At 33.7% G+C, this 21,144-nt stretch carries 17 protein-coding genes; all 17 read right to left on the reverse strand.

Features of this window, described 5'->3' with window-relative positions:
* Positions 1-53 precede the first annotated feature (53 nt).
* Entirely contained in the window at positions 54-1,349 is a 1,296-nt protein-coding gene (gene eno / locus KPL50_RS18045) for a phosphopyruvate hydratase (protein WP_216299934.1), read from the reverse strand.
* 153 nt (positions 1,350-1,502) lie between these two features.
* Entirely contained in the window at positions 1,503-3,035 is a 1,533-nt protein-coding gene (gene gpmI, locus KPL50_RS18050) for a 2,3-bisphosphoglycerate-independent phosphoglycerate mutase (protein ID WP_216299936.1), read from the reverse strand.
* Between the two features lie 56 nt (positions 3,036-3,091).
* A complete protein-coding gene (gene tpiA, locus KPL50_RS18055) occupies positions 3,092-3,838 on the reverse strand; it encodes a triose-phosphate isomerase (protein ID WP_216299937.1) in 747 nt (248 codons plus the stop codon).
* 137 nt (positions 3,839-3,975) lie between these two features.
* Positions 3,976-5,172 carry a phosphoglycerate kinase gene (locus KPL50_RS18060; RefSeq protein WP_216299938.1) on the reverse strand — a complete coding sequence of 399 codons (1,197 nt, stop codon included), beginning with the start codon at positions 5,170-5,172 and terminating at the stop codon, positions 3,976-3,978.
* A 204-nt stretch (positions 5,173-5,376) separates the two neighbouring features.
* Positions 5,377-6,384: a type I glyceraldehyde-3-phosphate dehydrogenase gene (gene gap, locus KPL50_RS18065; protein WP_216299939.1), complete on the reverse strand. Its 1,008-nt coding sequence runs from the start codon at positions 6,382-6,384 to the stop codon at positions 5,377-5,379.
* A gap of 79 nt (positions 6,385-6,463) precedes the next feature.
* Positions 6,464-7,498: a sugar-binding transcriptional regulator gene (locus tag KPL50_RS18070; protein WP_216299940.1), complete on the reverse strand. Its 1,035-nt coding sequence runs from the start codon at positions 7,496-7,498 to the stop codon at positions 6,464-6,466.
* A gap of 147 nt (positions 7,499-7,645) precedes the next feature.
* Positions 7,646-9,016: an RNA polymerase factor sigma-54 gene (gene rpoN, locus KPL50_RS18075; RefSeq protein WP_216299978.1), complete on the reverse strand. Its 1,371-nt coding sequence runs from the start codon at positions 9,014-9,016 to the stop codon at positions 7,646-7,648.
* Between the two features lie 142 nt (positions 9,017-9,158).
* Entirely contained in the window at positions 9,159-10,091 is a 933-nt protein-coding gene (locus tag KPL50_RS18080) for an ABC transporter permease (RefSeq protein ID WP_216299941.1), read from the reverse strand.
* Complete coding sequence (locus KPL50_RS18085; protein ID WP_216299942.1) at positions 10,084-11,202, reverse strand: ABC transporter permease; 1,119 nt, start codon at positions 11,200-11,202, stop codon at positions 10,084-10,086. The genes KPL50_RS18080 and KPL50_RS18085 overlap by 8 nt, the downstream gene beginning before the upstream one ends.
* Positions 11,195-12,736 carry an ABC transporter ATP-binding protein gene (locus tag KPL50_RS18090; protein ID WP_216299943.1) on the reverse strand — a complete coding sequence of 514 codons (1,542 nt, stop codon included), beginning with the start codon at positions 12,734-12,736 and terminating at the stop codon, positions 11,195-11,197. Before KPL50_RS18090 ends, KPL50_RS18085 begins: the two co-directional genes overlap by 8 nt.
* Positions 12,737-12,863: 127 nt before the next feature.
* Positions 12,864-13,961: a BMP family protein gene (locus tag KPL50_RS18095; RefSeq protein ID WP_216299944.1), complete on the reverse strand. Its 1,098-nt coding sequence runs from the start codon at positions 13,959-13,961 to the stop codon at positions 12,864-12,866.
* A gap of 338 nt (positions 13,962-14,299) precedes the next feature.
* Positions 14,300-15,463 (reverse strand): glycine/sarcosine/betaine reductase complex component C subunit alpha, encoded by a 1,164-nt coding sequence (gene grdD / locus KPL50_RS18100; RefSeq protein ID WP_216299945.1) that lies wholly within the window; start codon positions 15,461-15,463, stop codon positions 14,300-14,302.
* A gap of 59 nt (positions 15,464-15,522) precedes the next feature.
* Positions 15,523-17,055, reverse strand: a complete 1,533-nt coding sequence (gene grdC / locus KPL50_RS18105) for a glycine/sarcosine/betaine reductase complex component C subunit beta (protein ID WP_216299946.1) — start codon at positions 17,053-17,055, stop codon at positions 15,523-15,525.
* A gap of 307 nt (positions 17,056-17,362) precedes the next feature.
* Complete coding sequence (gene grdB, locus KPL50_RS18110; protein ID WP_216299947.1) at positions 17,363-18,670, reverse strand: glycine reductase complex selenoprotein B; 1,308 nt, start codon at positions 18,668-18,670, stop codon at positions 17,363-17,365.
* Positions 18,671-18,796: 126 nt separating this feature from the next.
* Complete coding sequence (grdA, locus tag KPL50_RS18115) at positions 18,797-19,273, reverse strand: glycine/sarcosine/betaine reductase complex selenoprotein A (RefSeq protein WP_216299948.1); 477 nt, start codon at positions 19,271-19,273, stop codon at positions 18,797-18,799.
* Between the two features lie 92 nt (positions 19,274-19,365).
* On the reverse strand, positions 19,366-20,652 hold the full coding sequence (locus tag KPL50_RS18120) for a glycine/sarcosine/betaine reductase component B subunit (RefSeq protein ID WP_216299949.1): 1,287 nt from the start codon (positions 20,650-20,652) through the stop codon (positions 19,366-19,368).
* 74 nt (positions 20,653-20,726) lie between these two features.
* Positions 20,727-21,056, reverse strand: a complete 330-nt coding sequence (locus tag KPL50_RS18125) for a co-chaperone YbbN (protein ID WP_124999661.1) — start codon at positions 21,054-21,056, stop codon at positions 20,727-20,729.
* Between the last annotated feature and the right edge of the window lie 88 nt (positions 21,057-21,144).

Here is a 21,144-nt window from a genome sequence, read left to right on the forward strand (position 1 = left end):
CACATAAATGTAAGAGCATAGCCTATATAGACTATACTCTTATTTAATGTTAATTATTTTTTAATGTTATAGAATGCTTTTAGTCCTCTGTACTCAGCCATTTCTTCTAGTTCTTCCTCTATTCTTAATAGCTGATTGTATTTAGCAACTCTTTCAGTTCTAGCTGGAGCACCAGTTTTAATTTGTCCTGCATTCACAGCTACAACAAGGTCAGCTATAAAGGAATCCTCAGTTTCTCCTGATCTATGAGAAACTACTGCAGTAAATCCTGCTCTTTCAGCCATTTCTATAGCATTTAATGTTTCAGTGAGTGTTCCTATTTGGTTTAATTTTATAAGAATTGAATTTGTAACTTTTCTTTCAATTCCCATTTTCAATCTATCAGTGTTAGTTACAAATAAGTCGTCTCCAACTAATTGAATTTTATCTCCTAATTTATCAGTTAAATATTTCCAACCTTCCCAATCTTCTTCTGCCATACCATCTTCGATAGAGATAATTGGATATTTATTAACGAGTTCTACATAGTAGTCAGCCATTTGCTCTGGAGTTAATATTCTTCCTTCTGAAGCTAAGTTGTATGTTCCATCTTCAAAGAATTCAGAAGCTGCTGGGTCAAGAGCTATATATATATCTTTTCCTGGAACAAATCCAGCTTTTTCTATAGCTTCAATTATAATCTTTATAGCTTCTTCATTTGATGATAAGTCTGGAGCAAATCCACCTTCATCACCAACAGCAGTAGCTAGTCCCTTAGATTTTAATAATGCTTTTAATGCATGATAAACTTCTGCGCTCATTCTTAGTGCTTCGCTGAAAGAAGTTGCTCCAACTGGCATAATCATAAACTCTTGTAAGTCTACATTATTATCAGCATGGCTTCCACCATTTATAATGTTCATCATTGGAACTGGTAAAACCTTAGCGTTTACTCCGCCAATATATTGATATAATCCAAGGCCTAATGATTCAGCCGCTGCTCTAGCACAAGCTAGTGATACTCCAAGAGTTGCATTAGCACCTAGTTTACTCTTATTGTGTGTTCCATCAAGAGCTATCATTGCTTTATCTATAGCTACTTGATCATATACATTCATTCCAACTATTTCCTCAGCTATTAGTTCATTTACATTTTCAACAGCTTTTAAAACGCCTTTTCCGTTATATATATTTTTGTCTCCATCTCTAAGTTCTACGGCTTCAAATATACCAGTAGATGCACCTGATGGCACTGCTGCTCTTGCTATTGTTCCATCTTCTAGTGTAACTTCAACCTCGATAGTCGGAAATGCTCTTGAATCCAAAATTTGTCTTGCGTAAACATCAATAATTTCAATATAGTTTTTCATTATTATTACCTCCAAATTTTTTTTCTATTTTATTATCTCCTAAGTTAAATTAAGATAATCCTATAAGTTAAAGAAACTTAAATCTACCTTAGGTAATATAATAATTCCATTTAGTTTTCTTTTAATTAAATAATCACCTTCAGTGCTTTAATCTTAAAGTGTGATTAAAGATTTTCCTGTCATTTCCTCAGGGGTTTCCAGACCCATAACTGAAAGCATAGTAGGGGCAATATCTGCCAATATTCCACTTTCTTTTAGCTCCACGCGATGATTTGAAACACAAGTAAACGGAACTAAATTTGTAGTATGTGCTGTCATAGGTTTTCCTGTAGAGAAGTCAATCATTTGCTCAGAGTTTCCATGATCTGCAGTTATAAATATAGTACCATTTTTATCTAGAACATTCTCAACAATTTTTCCAAGACATATATCCACTGCTTCTATGGCCTTTTTAGCAGCTTCAAAATCTCCTGTATGCCCTACCATATCTGGATTAGCAAAGTTAAGTATAATCATATCATACTCGTTTGTATCAAGTCTTTTTAATAATTCCTCAGTAACCTCATATGCACTCATTTCAGGCTTTAAATCATAGGTAGCTACTTTAGGCGATGGAATAAGTGCTCTATCTTCATTATCATTTGGAGCTTCCACCCCTCCATTAAAGAAGAATGTAACATGAGCATATTTTTCAGTTTCAGCTATTCGGAGCTGTTTTTTGCCCATTTTACTAACATATTCTCCAAGGGTATTTGTAAAACTTTCTGATGTGTATGCCACATCCACATTTTCTAGGGACATATCATATTGAGTAGTACATACATAGTTCAAATTTAATGCTTCTCTTTCAAAGCCAAGGAATACTTTGTCATTTATCGCTCTAGTAATTTCACGAGCTCTGTCTGGTCTAAAATTAAAGAATATCACACTATCATTATTTTTGATAGCAGATACTGGCTTATTATTCTCCATTATAACCGTTGGAAGAACAAATTCATCTGTCTTATTATCATGGAAAGCACGGTTAACTGCTTCTATTGCTGATGTATTTTCTTCGCCTTTAGACAAAACCATAGCATCATATGCAAGCTTTACTCTTTCCCATCTCATATCTCTATCCATAGCATAATATCTACCACTAACAGTAGCAATTTTTCCTAGACCAATTTCATTCATATATTGTTCTAAATCTGCTATGTATTCTAACGCTGAACCTGGTTGAACATCCCTACCGTCTAAGAAAGCATGCACATAAACCTTTTTAGCGCCTTTATCCTTCGCAAGTTTTAATAGTGCCTTTAAATGATTGATATGGGAGTGAACTCCTCCATCAGATAATAATCCTAAAAGATGTATTGAAGAATCTGCCTCAATAGCTTTATCTATGGCATTATTAAAAGCTGGATTTTTAAAGAAGTTCCCTTCCTTAATTTCTTTTGTTATTCTTGTAAGTTCTTGGTATATAATTCTACCAGAGCCTATATTTAGATGGCCTACCTCTGAGTTTCCCATTTGCCCCTCTGGTAGTCCTACCTCCAGGCCACTTGCCATAAGTTTTGTAGTTGGATATTTCTCGAATATTGCGTCATAGTTTGGTTTATTTGCAGATACTACTGCATTTCCATCTAAATTATCTGATAATCCAAACCCATCTAGAATCATTAACATTACTGGTTTCTTTGGCATTTTTGTTCCTCCCACCCGCTCTTTTTCTCTAACATATATATCTATTTATCTAAATTCTAATAGTTTACTATTCCTGCAAAGTCTTCTGCTTTAAGACTAGCTCCTCCAATTAACCCACCATCTATATCTGATTTACCCATCTGTTCACTTATAGTTGAAGGTTTAACTGAACCACCATATTGAATTCTAAGCTTATTTGAAACATCAGATCCAAACATGGCTCCAACAGTTTTTCTTATAAATCCAATTGTCTCATTAGCCTCATCCGCAGTTGCAGTTTTTCCTGTTCCTATTGCCCATATTGGTTCATAAGCTATAACCAATCTTTCCACTTGCTCTTTTGTAAGTCCTGCTAAATCTATTTTTATTTGATTATCTAAGACTTTTTCTGTAATATTTGATTCTCTTTGTGCAAGAGTTTCTCCCATGCAAAGTATAGGAGAAATACTATGATTATAAGCAGCTTTAAGCTTTTTGTTTACAGTTTCATCTGTCTCATTGAAATACTGTCTTCTCTCACTATGGCCAATTATAACATATTCAACACCCATATCTTTTAACATTCCTGGTGAAACTTCACCTGTAAAAGCACCATTTTCTTCAAAATGCATGTTTTGAGCTCCTACTTTTATATTTGATCCCTTAGCTGCTTTTATTACTGCATCTAAACATAAAAATGTAGGGCAAACTACAACTTCACATTGTGCATCTTTAACCAAAGGCTTTATTTTCTCAATTAAACTTACAGCTTCAGATACAGTTTTATTCATCTTCCAATTACCTGCAATTATACCTTTTCTCATTGTAAAACCCTCCTAATTGTTGTTTTGTGGTAGATGTGAACTATTAATTGTTATCTCCCTCATTTGTCTTTAGAGTGATTACTTTGAGGGGGACAACAGCTAATATTTATTACTTTAACATAACAAAATTTATTTAATTATTTATTTGTAAGCGCTTCGATCCCTGGTAACAATTTACCCTCTAAAAATTCAAGTGATGCTCCACCACCTGTAGATATGTGAGTCATTTTGTCTCCAAATCCTAATTGGTTAACTGCTGCTGCACTATCTCCACCACCTATTACAGTAGTTCCATCGACTTTTGACATAGCCTCAGCTACCGCTATAGTTCCCTTTGCAAAACTTGCAAATTCGAATACTCCCATTGGTCCGTTCCAAATAATAGTTTTTGCTATGCTTATAGCACCTTTGTAAATATCACAAGTCTTAGGTCCAATATCAAGTCCCATATATCCATCTGGAATATTTTGATTATCAGTAACTACCGGCTTTGCCTCAGCTGAAAATCTATCCGCAACAATGTGATCCACTGGTAATAAGAATTTAACTCCCTTCGACTCCGCTCTTTGCATCATATCTTTAGCATATTCTACTTTATCTTCCTCAACGAGTGAACTCCCTATAGAATAACCACCAGCTTTTAAGAAAGTGTAAGCCATTCCTCCACCAATTATTAAAGTATCTACCTTTTCAAGCAAATTAGCAATAACATCTATTTTATCCGAAACCTTAGCTCCACCTAAAATTGCTACAAAAGGTCTAACTGGTTGATCTACTGCTTCTCCTAAGAATTTCAATTCCTTTTGAATTAAGTATCCACATACTGAAGTTTCAATAAACTGCGTTACCCCAACTGTAGAGCAATGAGCTCTATGAGCTGTTCCAAAGGCATCATTTACAAATATATCTGCAAGGGATGCGAGTTCTTTTGAAAAGTTCTCACTGTTTTTAGTTTCTTCTTTTCTATATCTTGTATTTTCTAATAACAAAACATCTCCGTCTTTCATTTTTGCTACGGCGAATTTTACATTATCACTAACTACATTTGGATCTGCTGCAAAAACTACTTCTTTTCCTAACATTTCACTTAATCTCTTAGCAACTGGTGCTAGTGAAAGTTCCGGTCTTGGCTCTCCACTTGGTTTTCCAAGGTGTGAGCATAAAATAACCTTTGCTCCATTTTTAACTAAGTAATTTATTGTAGGCATTGCGCCGGAGAGCCTATTTATATCTGTAATTACGCCCTCACTTAATGGAACATTAAAATCACATCTAACTAAAACCTTTTTACCTTTAACCTCAATATCTTCTATGGTTTTTTTATTAAATTTCATACACATTCTCCTCTCATATTGTTTATTATTAAACTGTGGTAACCTACAATGATTATTGTTAGTCTAAATTTAACATCATATTCTTATATAATTAAAAAGGCCTGATTTTATAGATTAACTATAAAACCAAACCTTAATATTATACTTACTGTTTGCCTACAGTTAGATTATAGTTTGCTAACAGTTTTATAGTAAAATTAATTCTTATAGTCTGTCTGCAACATATTTAGTTAAGTCTGCAAGTCTATTTGAATAACCCCATTCATTATCATACCAAGCTACAACTTTAACCATGTTATCACCAATAACCATAGTTGATGGTGCATCGATTATAGAAGATCTTTCGTCTCCTCTAAAATCAATTGAAACTAATGGTTCTTCGCAGAATCCAAGAATTCCTTTCATTGTAGTTTCAGAAGCCACTTTAAATGCTGCATTTACTTGTTCTACAGTAACATTTTTTGAAAGTTCACATACTAAATCTGTACATGAAACTGTTGGAGTTGGAACTCTTAATGAGAATCCGTTTAATTTTCCTTTTAATTGTGGTAGCACGAGTGCTACAGCTTTTGCAGCTCCAGTAGTAGTTGGAATCATTGATTCACAAGCAGCTCTTGCACGTCTCATATCGCTATGTGGAGCATCTAGTAATCTTTGATCTCCAGTATATGAATGAATTGTAGTCATTAAACCTTTAACTATTCCAAATTCTTGATCTAAAACTTTAGCAAATGGTGCTAAACAGTTTGTTGTACATGAAGCATTTGATATTATATTATGTTTTGCTGCATCGTATTTTTCTTCGTTAACTCCCAGTACTATTGTTATATCTTCATTTTTTGCTGGTGCAGATATAAGAACTTTTTTAACACTTCCACCTAAATGTGCATTTGCTTTAGTAGCATCTGTAAAGAATCCTGTAGATTCTATTATTATTTCTGCTCCAAGTGAATTCCAATCTATGTTTTTTGGATCTCTTTCAGCAAATATTTTAATTTCACTTCCATTAACAACTATTGAACTTTCTTTAGCTTCTACAGTTCCGTTAAATTTTCCATAAAGTGAATCATATTTTAAAAGATGAGCAAGTGTTGCAGCATCTGTTAAGTCATTGATTCCTACTACCTGTAATTCTGTAGCATAGTTTGCCACTAGTGCTTTAAATACATTTCTTCCTATTCTACCAAATCCATTTATTCCTACTTTTATCATTTGACAAAACCTCCTAAATTTTTATAAAATAATTATATGTAAATATATAATTTTTTCTTTTACAGAATCATTATATAGTTTACTCTTTTTTCTCCAGAATATTTATAATTTCCTTTGCAGCCGCTTCATCAATTATTAAAACAGTGCTTGAACGATTGATTTCAGTTGCTATAATGGCTCTAGCTTTATTCTTTCCAGCTGCTACTGCAATTAGGGTTTTAATATTTAAGACATCTTCATTTTTCACCCCAATAGTAGGTGTAGAATGAACTATTTTTCCTAATTCATTATAATAATGACCAAACGTCTCTCCTACAGCGCCTAATTCTTCTAGGTCCCTTATATCCTCTTCGGATAGACCTCTTTTCCTAGCCATGTCTGTAGCGATTCCTATTCCATAAATAAGAACTTCGGCACTTCTGATTTTTTCAATTATGTTTTTTATTTCTTTTTCATTTAATATAGTTTCAAGTGCTGCATTGCTCAAATTATCAGGTGCATGAAGTAATTCATAATTACCACCAATTTTATCTGCAAGTCTTGCCACTAACGTATTAGCTTGAATTTCTACATTTCTTGCCATACCGCCTCTAGCTGGAAGCACTAAAATATTGCTGTGTTTATTGTTTTTAGTAAAACCCTCTACAACTTGTTTAACTGTTGATCCACCTGTTAATGCAATTATACTATTATCTTTAATAATATCCATGGCGAAACTCGCAGCTACCTTTCCAAGTTCTTTAAGTACACTTTTATCAATGTCTACATCTCCAGGAACAACTATAACTTGTTGAAGCTTTAAATACTTCTCAATAAACTTCTCAATTTTAGATAAGCCTTTAATTTCATGAATAAACCCTTTTAGCTTTTCTATAATTTCTTCTCCATCAGCTGTTATAAACATACCTGATGCATTAACCTCAATTAAATTCTGAGATTTCAAAAAGTTTATTTCATTTCTTACTATTCTTTCGCTTATATTCATGTCATTCGCCAAAATTCTTCGTCCTATAGGCCCATCATAATATATCACTCTTAGTATATCATACCTTTTTTGGAGAAGTTCTATAAGTTCTGGCACTACCTTTTGTTGTAATTTTAATATATTCTGCAATTGAACACCTCTCTGGACTATTTAAGTCCCAGCACATATTTTTTGTTCCCACTTACATTATAGATGAAATACTAACTTTTTTAAATTAGTATTTGAAAAAAAAATGTTAACATTGTGTTAACAAGACATTTAAAAATAATATATCACTTAAAACCTTTTACGTTTACTAGAACTCTTAATCCCAAGTTCTTCTCTATATTTTGCTACAGTTCTCCTTGAAATATTCATCCCTTCAATATTTAATCGATTACAAATAATTTGGTCTGATAATGGTTTCTTTTGCTCTTCCTTTTCCACCATTTCCTTAATAGCGCTCTTAATATTAATTGTAGATATATCCTCTCCACCCATAACTGCGGCAATTCCATTAGTGAATAAATCCTTTATTTTAATGACTTTACCAGTATTCACTGAAACATATTTTTCTCTAATCGCACGACTTATAGTGGATTCATGCATTTCTAAATTGTTAGCAATTTTCTTAAGTGTCATTGGTTTTAAGTATTGGCTGCCGTTATCGAAATATTCCCTTTGAACTACCAAAATCTCTTCCAAAACTCTATATACAGTGTTCTTCCTTTGTTCAATACTTTTAATAAGAAACATTGCGCTATTAATTTTTTCTTTTACGTATTCTACCGCGTCTAGGTCTTTCCCATTTTCAATAATTTCCTTATACAAGGGATTTATATTCAATTTAGGGAGCATATCTTCGTTCATAGAAATAAAATATTGATCATTAATTTTATTAATGTAGGCATCAGGTACAATATATTTTACTGTCTCACCAGTATAAAATCCTCTTGAGGGCTTAGGTTCTAAATCTTTTATTATGTCTACATATTTTTGAACATGCGGAATTGTAATTTTAAGTTCTTTAGCTATAAGATTATATTTATTTTCCGCCAATAATTCTAAATAATCTTCAATAATTTTATAGATATTTTCATCCTTATTGCCCAGGCTATATAATTGAATTTTTAAACATTCTTTTAGGTCCCTAGCTCCTATTCCTTGCGGGTCTAAGGATTGGAGAATTTTAAGTGCTGTTTCAGCTATTTCATCGGATATTGTAAGTTCCTTGCATATGTCAGATAATTTTACAGATAAATATCCTTTAGTGTCTAAGTTTTCCACCATGTATTTACATATGTCCAGGATTTCAGGTTTTTCAGTCACTACACCTATTTGCTCCATAAGATAATCCTTAAGAGATTTTTCCTGCGCAATATAATAAAAAGGTGAGACTTCTTCACTTTCAGACTTTGCACTGTGATTTTTTACTTTATAATCATCTTTTTCAAGGTATTTAATTATTTCTTTATACTCATTTGTTTCACTACTAGTATTTTTGGGGTTTTGTAAATCTTTTTCCTCAAGCACCGGATTTTCTTGCATCTCTTTATTTACATATTGGCCCAGCTCGTATGCGGACATTTGAAGAAGCTTAACAGACATCTGCATTTCTTGCGTCATTATTAATTTCTGTTCTTGGATCAAATTCAAACCAAAATTAATGTTCATTTATCCATCACCTCATCTAAGTCACATTATAAATATTATAGCATAGCATCGAATATAAATATAGATTATGTCTTAAGACACCTTCTAATAAAATAAAAAACCTCAGCAGGTGCTGAAGTTTTTTATTTTTAAAATATCACCTTGATCCTTTATCATAGGGCTTACCACTAGCCAAAGGTCCTGTGGTTTTTCCAACGAACCCTGCAAGTGCAAGCATAGTAAGTACATACGGAATAGCAGTGTATACTTCTGAAGGTAAATTCCAGCTAAGTCCTTGTGCAAAAATATTAAATGCAAGACCAAAAGCAAATAATAAACTAGCACCAAAGGCTCCAATAGGCTTCCAATTACCGAAAATAACAGCAGCCAAGGCAATAAATCCACGTCCTTCAACCATTCCTTCTCTGTAAAGTGGAGTTATTCCAAGGGATAAAGCTGCTCCGCCAAGTCCCGCAAGCATTCCGGATAAAATAACACATAAATATCTTATTTTATAAACATTTATTCCTAGTGTATCAGCAGCCTTTGGATGCTCCCCTACAGCTCTAATTCTTAATCCTAAAGGTGTTTTATATAATACAAAATGTGACACAAATACTAGAATAACTGCTAATATAACAAACCAGTTTAACTGGCTTACGAATTTACCTAATATTGGTATGTTATTAATCCAATCCGGTATATTATAGGAAAGCCCTGTTACTATATCTGTTTGACCACCTTTACCATCAAATAGCTTAAATATTAAGAAACTAGCAAGGGCCGTGGCAAAAAGATTTATCGCCGTACCTGAAATTACTTGATCGGCACGCAAATGTATACTAAGTACAGCATGTATCAACCCTAAAACTCCACCAGCTACTACGCCAAAGAGTATTCCCACTAGAGGGCTTCCAGTAAGATAGCTTCCATATACCGCAAAGAAAGCTCCTATTACCATCATACCTTCAAGGCCTATATTAACTACACCTGATTTTTCAGAAAATATACCGCCAAGTGCTGCAAAAATTAGAGGCGTTGCTATTCTTAAAGTTTGCGCGAGCAAATTAATTAAAATAACACTACTCAATTGTAATCGCCTCCTTCTTTTTCTTTTCCGAGAAGTATTTAACAATATAATCTGTAGCTACAAATATAATAATTATAGCTTGAATTAAATAAACTATGTCTTTTGGTATCCCGTTCAATTGAAGAGTTCTAGCACTGCTATTTAAAGTTCCGAATAATAGTGCTGATGCTATACACCCAATTGGATTACTCTTGGCAAGTAAGGCAACTGCTATACCATCAAAGCCAAAAGAGGGAAGTGCCATAAAATCTTTTACATTATGAAGAACACCCGCAACCTGGGTTGCCCCACCAACTCCTGCTATTGCACCAGAAATAACCATAGCTAGTACAGTATTTTTTGCTACATTGATTCCACCATATTCCGCAGCATGTGGATTTATACCAACTGCTCTTATTTCATAACCCACAGTGGTTTTCCATAATAACCAGAATATAAAAATTGCTACTGCTATGGCAAGGAATACACTAATATTAGCTCCACTACCGGTCACAAACCTAGGAAGCTTCGCACTCTCTTGTATAGTTGCAGTACTAGCTTTTCCTGGAACTCCAAAGCTAGTTCTTAATATAAGAAAATTAGCTAGTGCCATAGATATATAATTCATCATAATTGTATTAATAACTTCATGAGTACCTACTTTAGCCTTTAAATACCCCGGGATAGCTCCCCATAAGCCGCCGGCTACAAGCCCTGCAAAAATAATCAAAACTACATGAATTACTGGATTTAACCCTGGAATAGTTCCTACAAAAGCTGCTGCTAGCATTCCAAGTATAAATTGACCAGCAACCCCTATATTAAATAGTCCACATTTAAATGCCACTGCATTTGCAACTCCTGTAAATATTAATGGAGTAACTTCTGAAATAGTAACAAAGGTTACTCTCTCATTGCCAAATCCGCCTTTATATATTAGGCCGAATAAATCACCCAGAGCTGAAAAATATTGTAATATAGAATATCCTTTTGCCCACATTACAAAGAATACAGCAACAAATACGGAAACAATTATAGAAAACAGTGGAAACGCAAGTGATTTAAGGGCATTCTTTGCTGTAGTAACAATTTTACTATCTTTATTTTTAGCTTTATTTTTACCTTTATTCATTATTTTTAACTCCTTCCGGTGTTTCAGAAAGTGTACCACCAGCCATAAGTATACCAAGTTTTTTCTCTGTGGCATCTGCTCTATCAAGTATATCAACTATTCTACCATCATACATTACAGCTATTCTATCTGATAATGATAGTATTTCATCAAGCTCTAAGGATACGAGTAGAACTGCCTTACCCTTATCACGTTCTCCCACCAGTCTTTTGTGAATATATTCAATTGCTCCAACGTCAAGGCCTCTTGTAGGTTGTGCCGCTATTAATAACTCTGGATCTTTTGATATCTCTCTAGCTGCTATAAGTTTTTGCTGATTACCACCTGATAGTGACTCAGCGTTTACATCTGAATTAGGAGTTCTAACGTCAAATTCACGAATAAGTTCATCACAATGTTTTCTAATTTCAGTGTAATTCATAACTATACCCTTACTAAAAGGTGCATTCTTATGAATTCCAAGTATTGAATTTTCAAATAAAGAGTAATCTAATATTAGCCCTCTTTTATGTCTATCCTCTGGTATATGACCAACACCTGCTGACATAATCGTTCTTGGTGACTTGCCATATATACTTTTACCGTTTATTGTAATGCTTCCACTCTTAGGTTTACGAAGTCCAGTTAAAACCTCTAAAAATTCAGTTTGTCCATTGCCATCAACACCAGCAATACCTAAAATTTCTCCCCCATATACTACTAAGTTCAAATCATCTACAGCAGGTAATCCTCTTTGATCATTGGCACAAAGATTTTCAATTTTTAATATTTCTTCTTTAATCACAGCAGGCTGTTTGTCCACAGTTAGATTAACTTTTCTACCTACCATAAGTTCAGCTAGTTCATCTATACTTGTTTCTTTAGTTTTTACTATCCCAGTTACCTTACCACGCCTTATTATAGTAACTCTATCACTCATGCTCATAACTTCTTTTAATTTATGAGTTATAAGTATTACCGACTTTCCTTCTTTTTCAAGATTTCTGATTATATTTCCTAGTTCCACAATCTCTTGAGGTGTAAGTACTGCGGTAGGCTCGTCTAGTATTAAAACTTCCGCACCTCTATATAATGCCTTTAGTATCTCTACTCTCTGTTGTTGTCCTACTGAAATATCTTCTATAATTGAGTTTGGATTAATAGCAAAACCATATTTCTCCGAAATTTCTTTAACATCACGTATTGCTTTATTCATATCAATTTTAAAACCTTTTTTAGGTTCAATCCCTAAAACTATATTTTGTGCCACAGTGAAATTATGTACAAGCATAAAATGTTGATGAACCATTCCAATACCAAGTTTTATAGCATCATTAGGAGTAGATATATTCACTAGGTTACCGTTTACATAAATTTCTCCTTTTTCTTGTTTGTATAGACCATAAAGAATATTCATAAGAGTTGTTTTTCCTGCACCATTTTCACCAAGAAGAACATGTGTTTCTCCTCTTAATAGTTCGAAATCTATATTATCATTGGCTATAGTTCCTGGAAAAACTTTGGTTATGCCTTTCATTTCGATTACCTTTTCCATTTACTTTCCTCCTTAAAACGCATCTAAAATACCATTATTCTTAGAAAGAGCTAGATGTAATACATCTAGCTCTATTGTATACTAAAAATCATAAATCAGTAAATAACAAATTTAAAAATATATTATTTTATTTAAAATCCATTGCGCCTTTTCTATCTGCTGGTACAACTATTTCTCCAGCTATAACTTTATCTTGATATGTTTTAACTAGTGTTAAAATGCCTGCTGGTACGTTTTTACTAGATGTTTCAGCTATGCCCACGCCTTCCTCTTTTAATCCAAGGTTAATAACCCCAGCTTTGAATGCGCCTTTAGCTTCTGCTTTAGATTGACTGTATGTTGCAGTATCAACTCTTTTTATCATACTTGAAAGTATAACGCTAGCATATTGTGGAACTGTTACTGCTTGATCCATATCTACTCCGATAGCCCAAACTTCTTTTCCACCTTTTTTAATTTCATCTGCTGCTTTAAATAAGCCAATACCAACTCCGCCTGCTGCATGATAAACTACGTCGCAACCGCCTTGATATAATGATTTAGCTAATTCATATCCTTTTGCTGTATCCGCGAAACTATCTGCATATTTTACAGTCGTTCCTGGAGTTTTTCCATCTGAACTTATTAAACCTTTTGCAGCTTCAGGATTAACTGCTTTAACACCAGCAGCAAAACCAACTTCAAATCTATTTATTAAATCAAAATCTTTTCCACCGATAAATCCAATTTTGTTAGTCTTAGTCATTTTTCCTGCAATGATTCCCATTAAGAAAGAACCTTCTTGCTCTTTAAATGTAATAGATGATACGTTTGGAAGATCAACAACTGAGTCTATAATTGCAAAATGTTTGTCAGTATGGTTTTTAGCAACTTCTGTCATTGCATCTGCCATTTGGAATCCAATAGCAAAGGTTAAAGCTGAACCAGCTTCAACTAGTGATTCTAAATTAGCTGTATAGTCCTCTTTCTTTTTAGATTCGATAGCATTGTAAGTAAAACCGTCTTCACCCTTAGCTTTATTAACTCCTTCGTTTGCTGATTGATTAAAGGATTTGTCATTCAATCCACCTTCATCAGTAGAAAGTCCTATAGTTATTTTTGCTACTTCTGTTTTTGATGCTTCTGTTTTTGGTGCTTCTACTACCTTCTTAGTTCCACAACCCACAAATAATGTTGCAACTACAGCTACTGCTGCAAGTACCGCAACTACCTTTTTCTTGTTCATAATAATTCCCTCCCCATAAGTAATTAATTGATCAAACATTTTTTTGCATTGCATTGCATTGCATGTTAGTATTCTATAAAAATTAAAAAAATCCTTTTAATATAAAAAATTTTTTTAGATTTCTATACATGTTAACGGTTACTTAATTGTCAAATAACATTACACTACATAATATATGCTACATACTTTTATATAGGATATAAATTGATTATATATGTATTTTTTATTAATAGCAACTAATAATTAAGGTTATATATCTATTTATATTTTTTTCGTATTTTTTTGTAAGATAATAGAAAAACTCTCACCAATAATTTAGTGAGAGCTTTGTTTCTAATTTAAGTATTCATAAATTCAGCTTTTTTAAGAATTTCAATAGCTTTATCTGATTCATCTTCTGGAACTAAAACTACTGGTCCTGTACATCCCATACCACTTTCTGAATAGATCCCTTCTTTCCATAATGCTTTACATGCATCTTCGAGTTCAAGGATATCTATTCCAAGGATAGGAAATATAACAACTCTTTTCTTTGGCATTTTGATTTCTTCTGTATCTATTTTTTCTACTTTTTTAATAACCTTGCTTATAGCTTCTTTGAGCCCCGCTGTATTAGCCTTCGCAAATTCATCTCTTGCTATGTCCAAAACAGAGTTTTCTGCACAAACAGCGCAATATTTTAGAGCCTGCGCTATTAAAGGTGCTCCGGAAGACCTTGAAACTATATTTACAAGCTTATCGTAATTTTCTCCAATACCAGGTCCATATCCAGCACCTACTGTTTCGTAGTTGCCACCAGTCGTGAAAGAAGCGAAAGTTTTAACTAAAAGGTTGCCAGTTAATGAATCACATACCATAACATCTGGTGTTCCTGCGAGAAGATCATTTCCTCTCATAACTGCGCCACCTTCAGCTCTTAGTGAGTCTGCAAATCTAAAATCATATCCCTTACTTTGTACTTCCTTTAATATTCTTTCAACTTGTCTTGCTCCATCTAAATTAAGTATTCCAACAGTTGGATTTTTAATACCTGTAGCCAAGGCTACAGCAATACCTGATATTGCATTAAGCACCATACCTTCTACCCTATTGGTAGAAGTAGTTCCTGTAGTGGTAGCTATTATCATATCAGTGCCCCTGCCTGGTGTTACTATCTTTCCAACTGTAGATACTCCTATTGGAAAATCAAAATGTTGAGTAACACATCCGCTTAAATTGCCACTTTCCAATAACTCTGTCATTTTTTTATGACCTTCTTCGGCAGTCTTTACTTCTATAATTTCAAAATCTGCCGCAACCTTTGGTCCTATTAAAACAATCTCAAAATCATCATATTTATTTTTAGCTATTTCTGCAGCTTTTACCATTTCTTCTACTCCGTGTTCTGATCCGAAGGTAGTCAATCCTATTCTAACACTTTTTTTAAATTTTCCGCTTTTTATGCCACTCGCTATATCGTTAAATACTTCAGCAATCATTTGTTTAACTACGTTTTCACTCATATCTACACCCCTTTTCTAAGCGACAAATTAAATCGTTATTTATTTATTATTTTTATTCATTATTTATTCATTAAATATTCAGCAAAATCTTTCATTGCATCGGAAACCATAGCTTTAACTTCTTCCTTGCTAATTCCTGATTGCTGCTCTACTTTACCTGGGTTTTTCTCAACTAAAATTGAGATTCCATCAAATAAGTTAGTCATTCTTCCCAGGAACAAACTTCCTTTACCAATTACCATGAAGTTTTTCAAAACTCCTGATTTTATATGCTCTATTCCATGTCCAACAATAGGCGCTCCTGAAGGTATATGTCCTTGTGTTGGTGCGTAGCCAGGGTATCCATGTTGTTTTATAAAGTTAGGTAATTCTTTTCTATCCAATTGTCCCTTTTTAACTGCTAGAGCTCCAATCATTTTATAGTTTTGAGTAGGTACATCCCCAGCTCCTGCAGACTCAGTTATATCTGGAGTTTGCATTTCTGGTGCATATTTATCCACATCTGTTATTTTCATTCCAGCCGCAGTTAATGGGTCAAGTACTAATGCTTCAAGCACTGCTTGAGGTGCTGAACCGTGTCCTATAGTATGTTTTCCTATTATGTCTGTTCGAAGTATCGGACTAACTCCATCATTTTCTGATACAAGTATAGCAAAACCACCTAAGCAATCTTCAAGTATAGATAATCCCTTTTTAACATGATCTTTACCATTCATACCGAGTTTTGCGGTAGCTCCTCCAGCAATAACAACTACATTTTTAAATATACCTGATTTAACTAGGGAAGCAGCATTTACTAAAGCATGAGTTGGCGCAGCACAGAATCCTCTAATATCTGACCCTGTTGCTCCAGTAAGTCCAACAACTTCGCCTATAGCTTTAGCTATATTTCCGCCGCCTCTTTGATTCATATCCCCTATAGCCTCTTCTGAACATTCAAATATATATCCAATTTCTTCTATTGGTATGTCTAAGTTGTTTACTAAGTGTAGTCCGGCTAGAATTCCTGAAGCTTTAACAGCTATGTTTTCTAGCATATAATGAGCTGCAAGGTTTGGATCAAATTCGTGAGCACGTCTTACGCAACCTACTAGTTCTGTTCCCTCGTATAACCCTTCTGCGCCACTGTCTTCAACAAGATTGTTGATTTTTTCTATTTCCTCACCAACTATTTTTTCCACTTTACTAGCTATTAGTGGGTGCTTTGATAATTTTTCTTTTACACACTCTGCAAAAGAATTCTCGAGTAATACAAGGTCAAATACGTCTGAAATTTTCATTAAACCATAGAACTCATCCTGTGGCATAATTTCACCAAATTTACCAAATCTATCTGCATTTTCTACATTTTTGCCATACCAAGGTCTTGGCATTTCAGCGAGTTCCTCTGGAGTCATGTTTCCTATATATGTTTGGTTTGGGGCATATGCCACAACCTCATGAAATCCTCTTAAATGACTCTTCATATCTCTTAAATATTCAGAATCTGGATTTGTCTCTCTTTCTAACGTTTGTGTAGTTCCATTGTGAATTACCATATCTGGAGTATTGACTAAAATATAAGCTGCTTTTTTTATAACTGGGAAATTCATAATCACTCATCCTCCTTATTTGCTTTTACAAGTACAAAACTTGGTTATTTATGTACATTAATTTAACTTAGAAAATTTTAATGCACAATCCACAATATAAACTTTTCTAACCAAAATTCAATTGGTTATTTTTATAAAATTAAACTAAATTGTACATTGTGCATTGTGCAAGCACATTGTGCATTGTGCATTGTGCAAGCACATTGTGCATAGTATTTTGTATAAATGTATCTTGTACACTATAAATCTCATAAATAATTAGGGAACTTAAAAGTCCCCTAATTCATTTATTAATTACAAGGTAAAATTAGACTTCAAATACCTTTTGACCGTCTACAGGAGTCTGTAGAGCCTCTAATGCTTTTTCTACTAAGTGTCTTCTTAATTTAAACTCATCTTCCATGCTTAATGCAGGGTTTCCAAGTGGGTGTGGAATAGCAATTGTAGGTATAATTCTATTAGCACCAACAGTTACTGAAACTGGAGTAATAGTACACATATGAACTACTGGGAGTCCAGCTCTTTCTATTTCTTTAACTAACGTTGCACCGCAACGTGTACAAGTTCCTCATGTAGAGGTTAATATAACTGCATCTACGCCGTCCGCAATTAATTCTCTAGCAGTATCTTCACCAAATTTCTTAGATGATGCAACTGCGGTACCATTACCTACTGTTGAATAGAAATATCTGTGTAATGATCCTATTTTTCCTTCTTTTTCTAAAACTCTTAATACATCTACTGGAATAACTCTATCTGGATCTTCATTAGCATATACTGGATCATGTCCACCATGTGCTGTTTCATGAGTAACAGACGTTAAATCACTTATTCCTTCTATATCATATTTACAGATCTTAGAAGCACTTGATGATTCTATATGATCAGGGTTTCCTTTTGGAACTATACCACCAGAAGTAACTATTGCTATTTTAGCTTTAGTTATATCAAGCACAGGAGCAACTGGTTCAACTCTATCAAAAGTAGGCATTTTGAATTCTGTTACAAATTCTTCTCCCTTTAACTTCTTAACAAGCATATCAACTGCTCTTTTAGAACCTCTCTCTTTGGCGAAGTAGTTCTTTCTTATACCTCTTTCGATATAATTATCTTCAGCCGGAGTTCCTATTTCTTCACCTTTAGCGAGCTTTAACGCAAGTGATACCATTTTAGGTAATGCATCTCTCATACCAACTGCACTGTTTCTAGTTGAAACTAGGTACAATTGTTTTTTATACATATCAGCACCTGGATTTTCTACATACATTCCAGACATAACTGGTATATTTAATTTTTCTTTTACTTCTGTGGCTACTGCACCACAAGCAATACCATATCTTCCTGCATTAAAAGCTGGACCTGCTATAAATAGATCTGGATTGTATTTTTTCACCATCTCGATTATTTCAGCTTGAGCTTCTTCTATGTTTTCAGCAAAATATGAGTCACCACAGATTATAGTAGCAACTATTTCTGCGCCACCTTTAACTAATAAACCATTTAGTCCCATACCTGGTCCTACAAAGCCTTCTCTAACCTCTGGTTTAATATTTGCTTTTTCTTCTCCGCCTATTCCAGCGTAAAATTGGTTTAAATAATGTACAATTTTTAACAAGTATTTCTCCCCCTTTCTAACGGGAATTGACAATTTTATCTTAGCTATATTAACTAAAGCTATTCCACAATTGACAATCATATAGTACTTATACTAGTGTATATAATTTAGTTTAACTTTATATTTTTAAACACTATATTTAGAGAATTCATCTCTAATTGCTTTTACTTCTCCAATTATTTCATCTACTTCTAAAACCATTTCCATCATTCCACATTGCTCTTCATAAATTGCCTCATCACATAGGTCCTTAATTTCTGGTTCAACTACGTGGTATACTGCAAGACCTAATGCAATTCCAGCTAGTGGACCTGCGTATGTTGGGTCTCCTGCTGCTACTGTTTCTGCTGAAAGTCCTGATGCTTCTGCTTCAGCTCCTCCAATAATTACTACCATATTTTCAGCGCCATACTTTTCAGTAAGGTCTTTTACTCTTTGTTGGATCTCCAGATCCATAGCTCCTGCGGCTGTTCAGACAAAGCATTCTGTTGATGCAAATACTACTTCAGCTCCGGCAGATTTAACACAAGCTTCTATTGCTGGTCCAGGTATTCCGTCTCTATCGCCAATAGCGATAACTTTTTTCCCTTTTAACATTTTCATCTTCCTTTCTTGTTTATATTTTTCATTATTTCATAGTAGTTATAATTTAATTCTATATCTACCTATTTAAATTAAGATTTATCTATATAATATTAATATCCTTTAGCTGTTAAATAATTGAATCCTACTTCACTAGTCGCACCAGTTATAACTTGAATTTCAGCAAAGATAGAACCATCTTCTCCCAAACTTCCCATATGTCCACCAGCTATTATATCAGCATATTCAAGATGTCCAATGATTTTTTTCATTGGAGGTAGAGTGATTACTTCATTAGCATTTCCACCAGTTACAACTGCATCACCATGAGGTGTTGAGTCAGCAAGAGATTGAGAACTTCCATCTTGGCCTGCATATTCATCAGTTAAAAGTACAGTTTTGACTCCTTTTGCAGTTATCTTATTACAGTTCATAACAAGGTCAGCATCTGGATTACCAAAACCTTCTTCTGAAATTATAGCAGCATCTGCTCCCATAAATTCAACTAATTTTGCAACCATACTTGAAGATCTTTCTTTATCTGCTAAGTAAACATTTTCATTTGTTATTATACATCCCATAAAGTTAATATCCTTGCCATGTCTCTCATATAAATCCTCAATTATTGGATGATTCATATGTACATAACTTGGATTTTTGTCGCAAGCAGAAACACAGTTACCACTTACTATTGCTCCATCAAATATTTCTGTTGGGTATATAAAAGTAGGTATTATCTTTTTAGCATCCACTCCATAAACATAAGTATCATGTAATAATCCTTGTGTTTGAAGCATGTATACATATACTACTTTTGGTAGATCAGGGTATTGTTTAACCTGCTGAAGTAGTGGTAATGTTTCAAATGTTTTTATCTCATCTGGTTCAATATTCTTTCCAGCCAGGCCAAGATAAATAGCAGCTTTAAACCCTACCATCCTTACAGCTTCTTCATGATCGTGTTGAAGTATTCCCTCTTTTGGCTCACAAGTAATTACTAAGTTGTTTGTTTTTGAGAAAGGTGTATATTTAGCTCCTTCTCCACACATATCAACTATTCCTTCTTGGAATCCAACAATTTTACCAGTAGTTATAACAGCTGCTCCCTTAAGAACGTGAGTTCTTCCTGAACCTACTGTATCAACTTTGCTAATAAAACCTGGGAATATTCCACCACCCCCACTAACTTTAACCCTTGGTTCTATTACGTCTTTTACAGGAATTATTCTAACTTCTTCACCTGGTCTTGCTATGTCGAAACTAATAGATTTCAATCTATCGTCTCCACCAACTTCTTTTAATAATTCCTCTTGATGTACATAAAGAACTCCACCCTGAACCTTTGTTTCTGGTCCAAACTGAATGTCTTTAATAAATATGTTTCCAATTTCTAGACGCAAAACATTCACCTCCTATGATATATGAGAATATATCTAATAGCTTATAGCTTTTTACTATAAGCTTTAGTACCAAATTATAATGTATTATAGTAATCTTTTATAAAGTTTTCTACATCGTCTAATGAAGAAATTTTATCTGGTGTTATTGTAGCTACTTTTTCTCCACCCTTATATAAAATCATTGTTGGAAGTCCTAAAACTCTTTGAGCTATAGCTGTTCTTCTTGCTCCACCAATGTTTAAAGAAGCGAATTTAATTTTATCTGAAAATTTTTCTTCTAGGGCATGAACTCCTGGCATAAGTTCTATACAGATTTCACATTTATCTCCCCAAAAATCTACAAATACTGGTTTTTCTGATTGTAATACTTCTGCTTCAAAATTTTCTTTGTTTAATTCTACCATTGTTAATTGCCTCCTAAAATTTTAATTATTGCTATTTAATTCACAATATACTGAAATAGATTATTATATATATTTAAAAGGTTCACCT

It is taken from the genome of Clostridium sp. CF012, from assembly GCF_018861755.1.
In the GTDB taxonomy this organism is placed as follows: Bacteria; Bacillota; Clostridia; order Clostridiales; family Clostridiaceae; genus Clostridium_AD.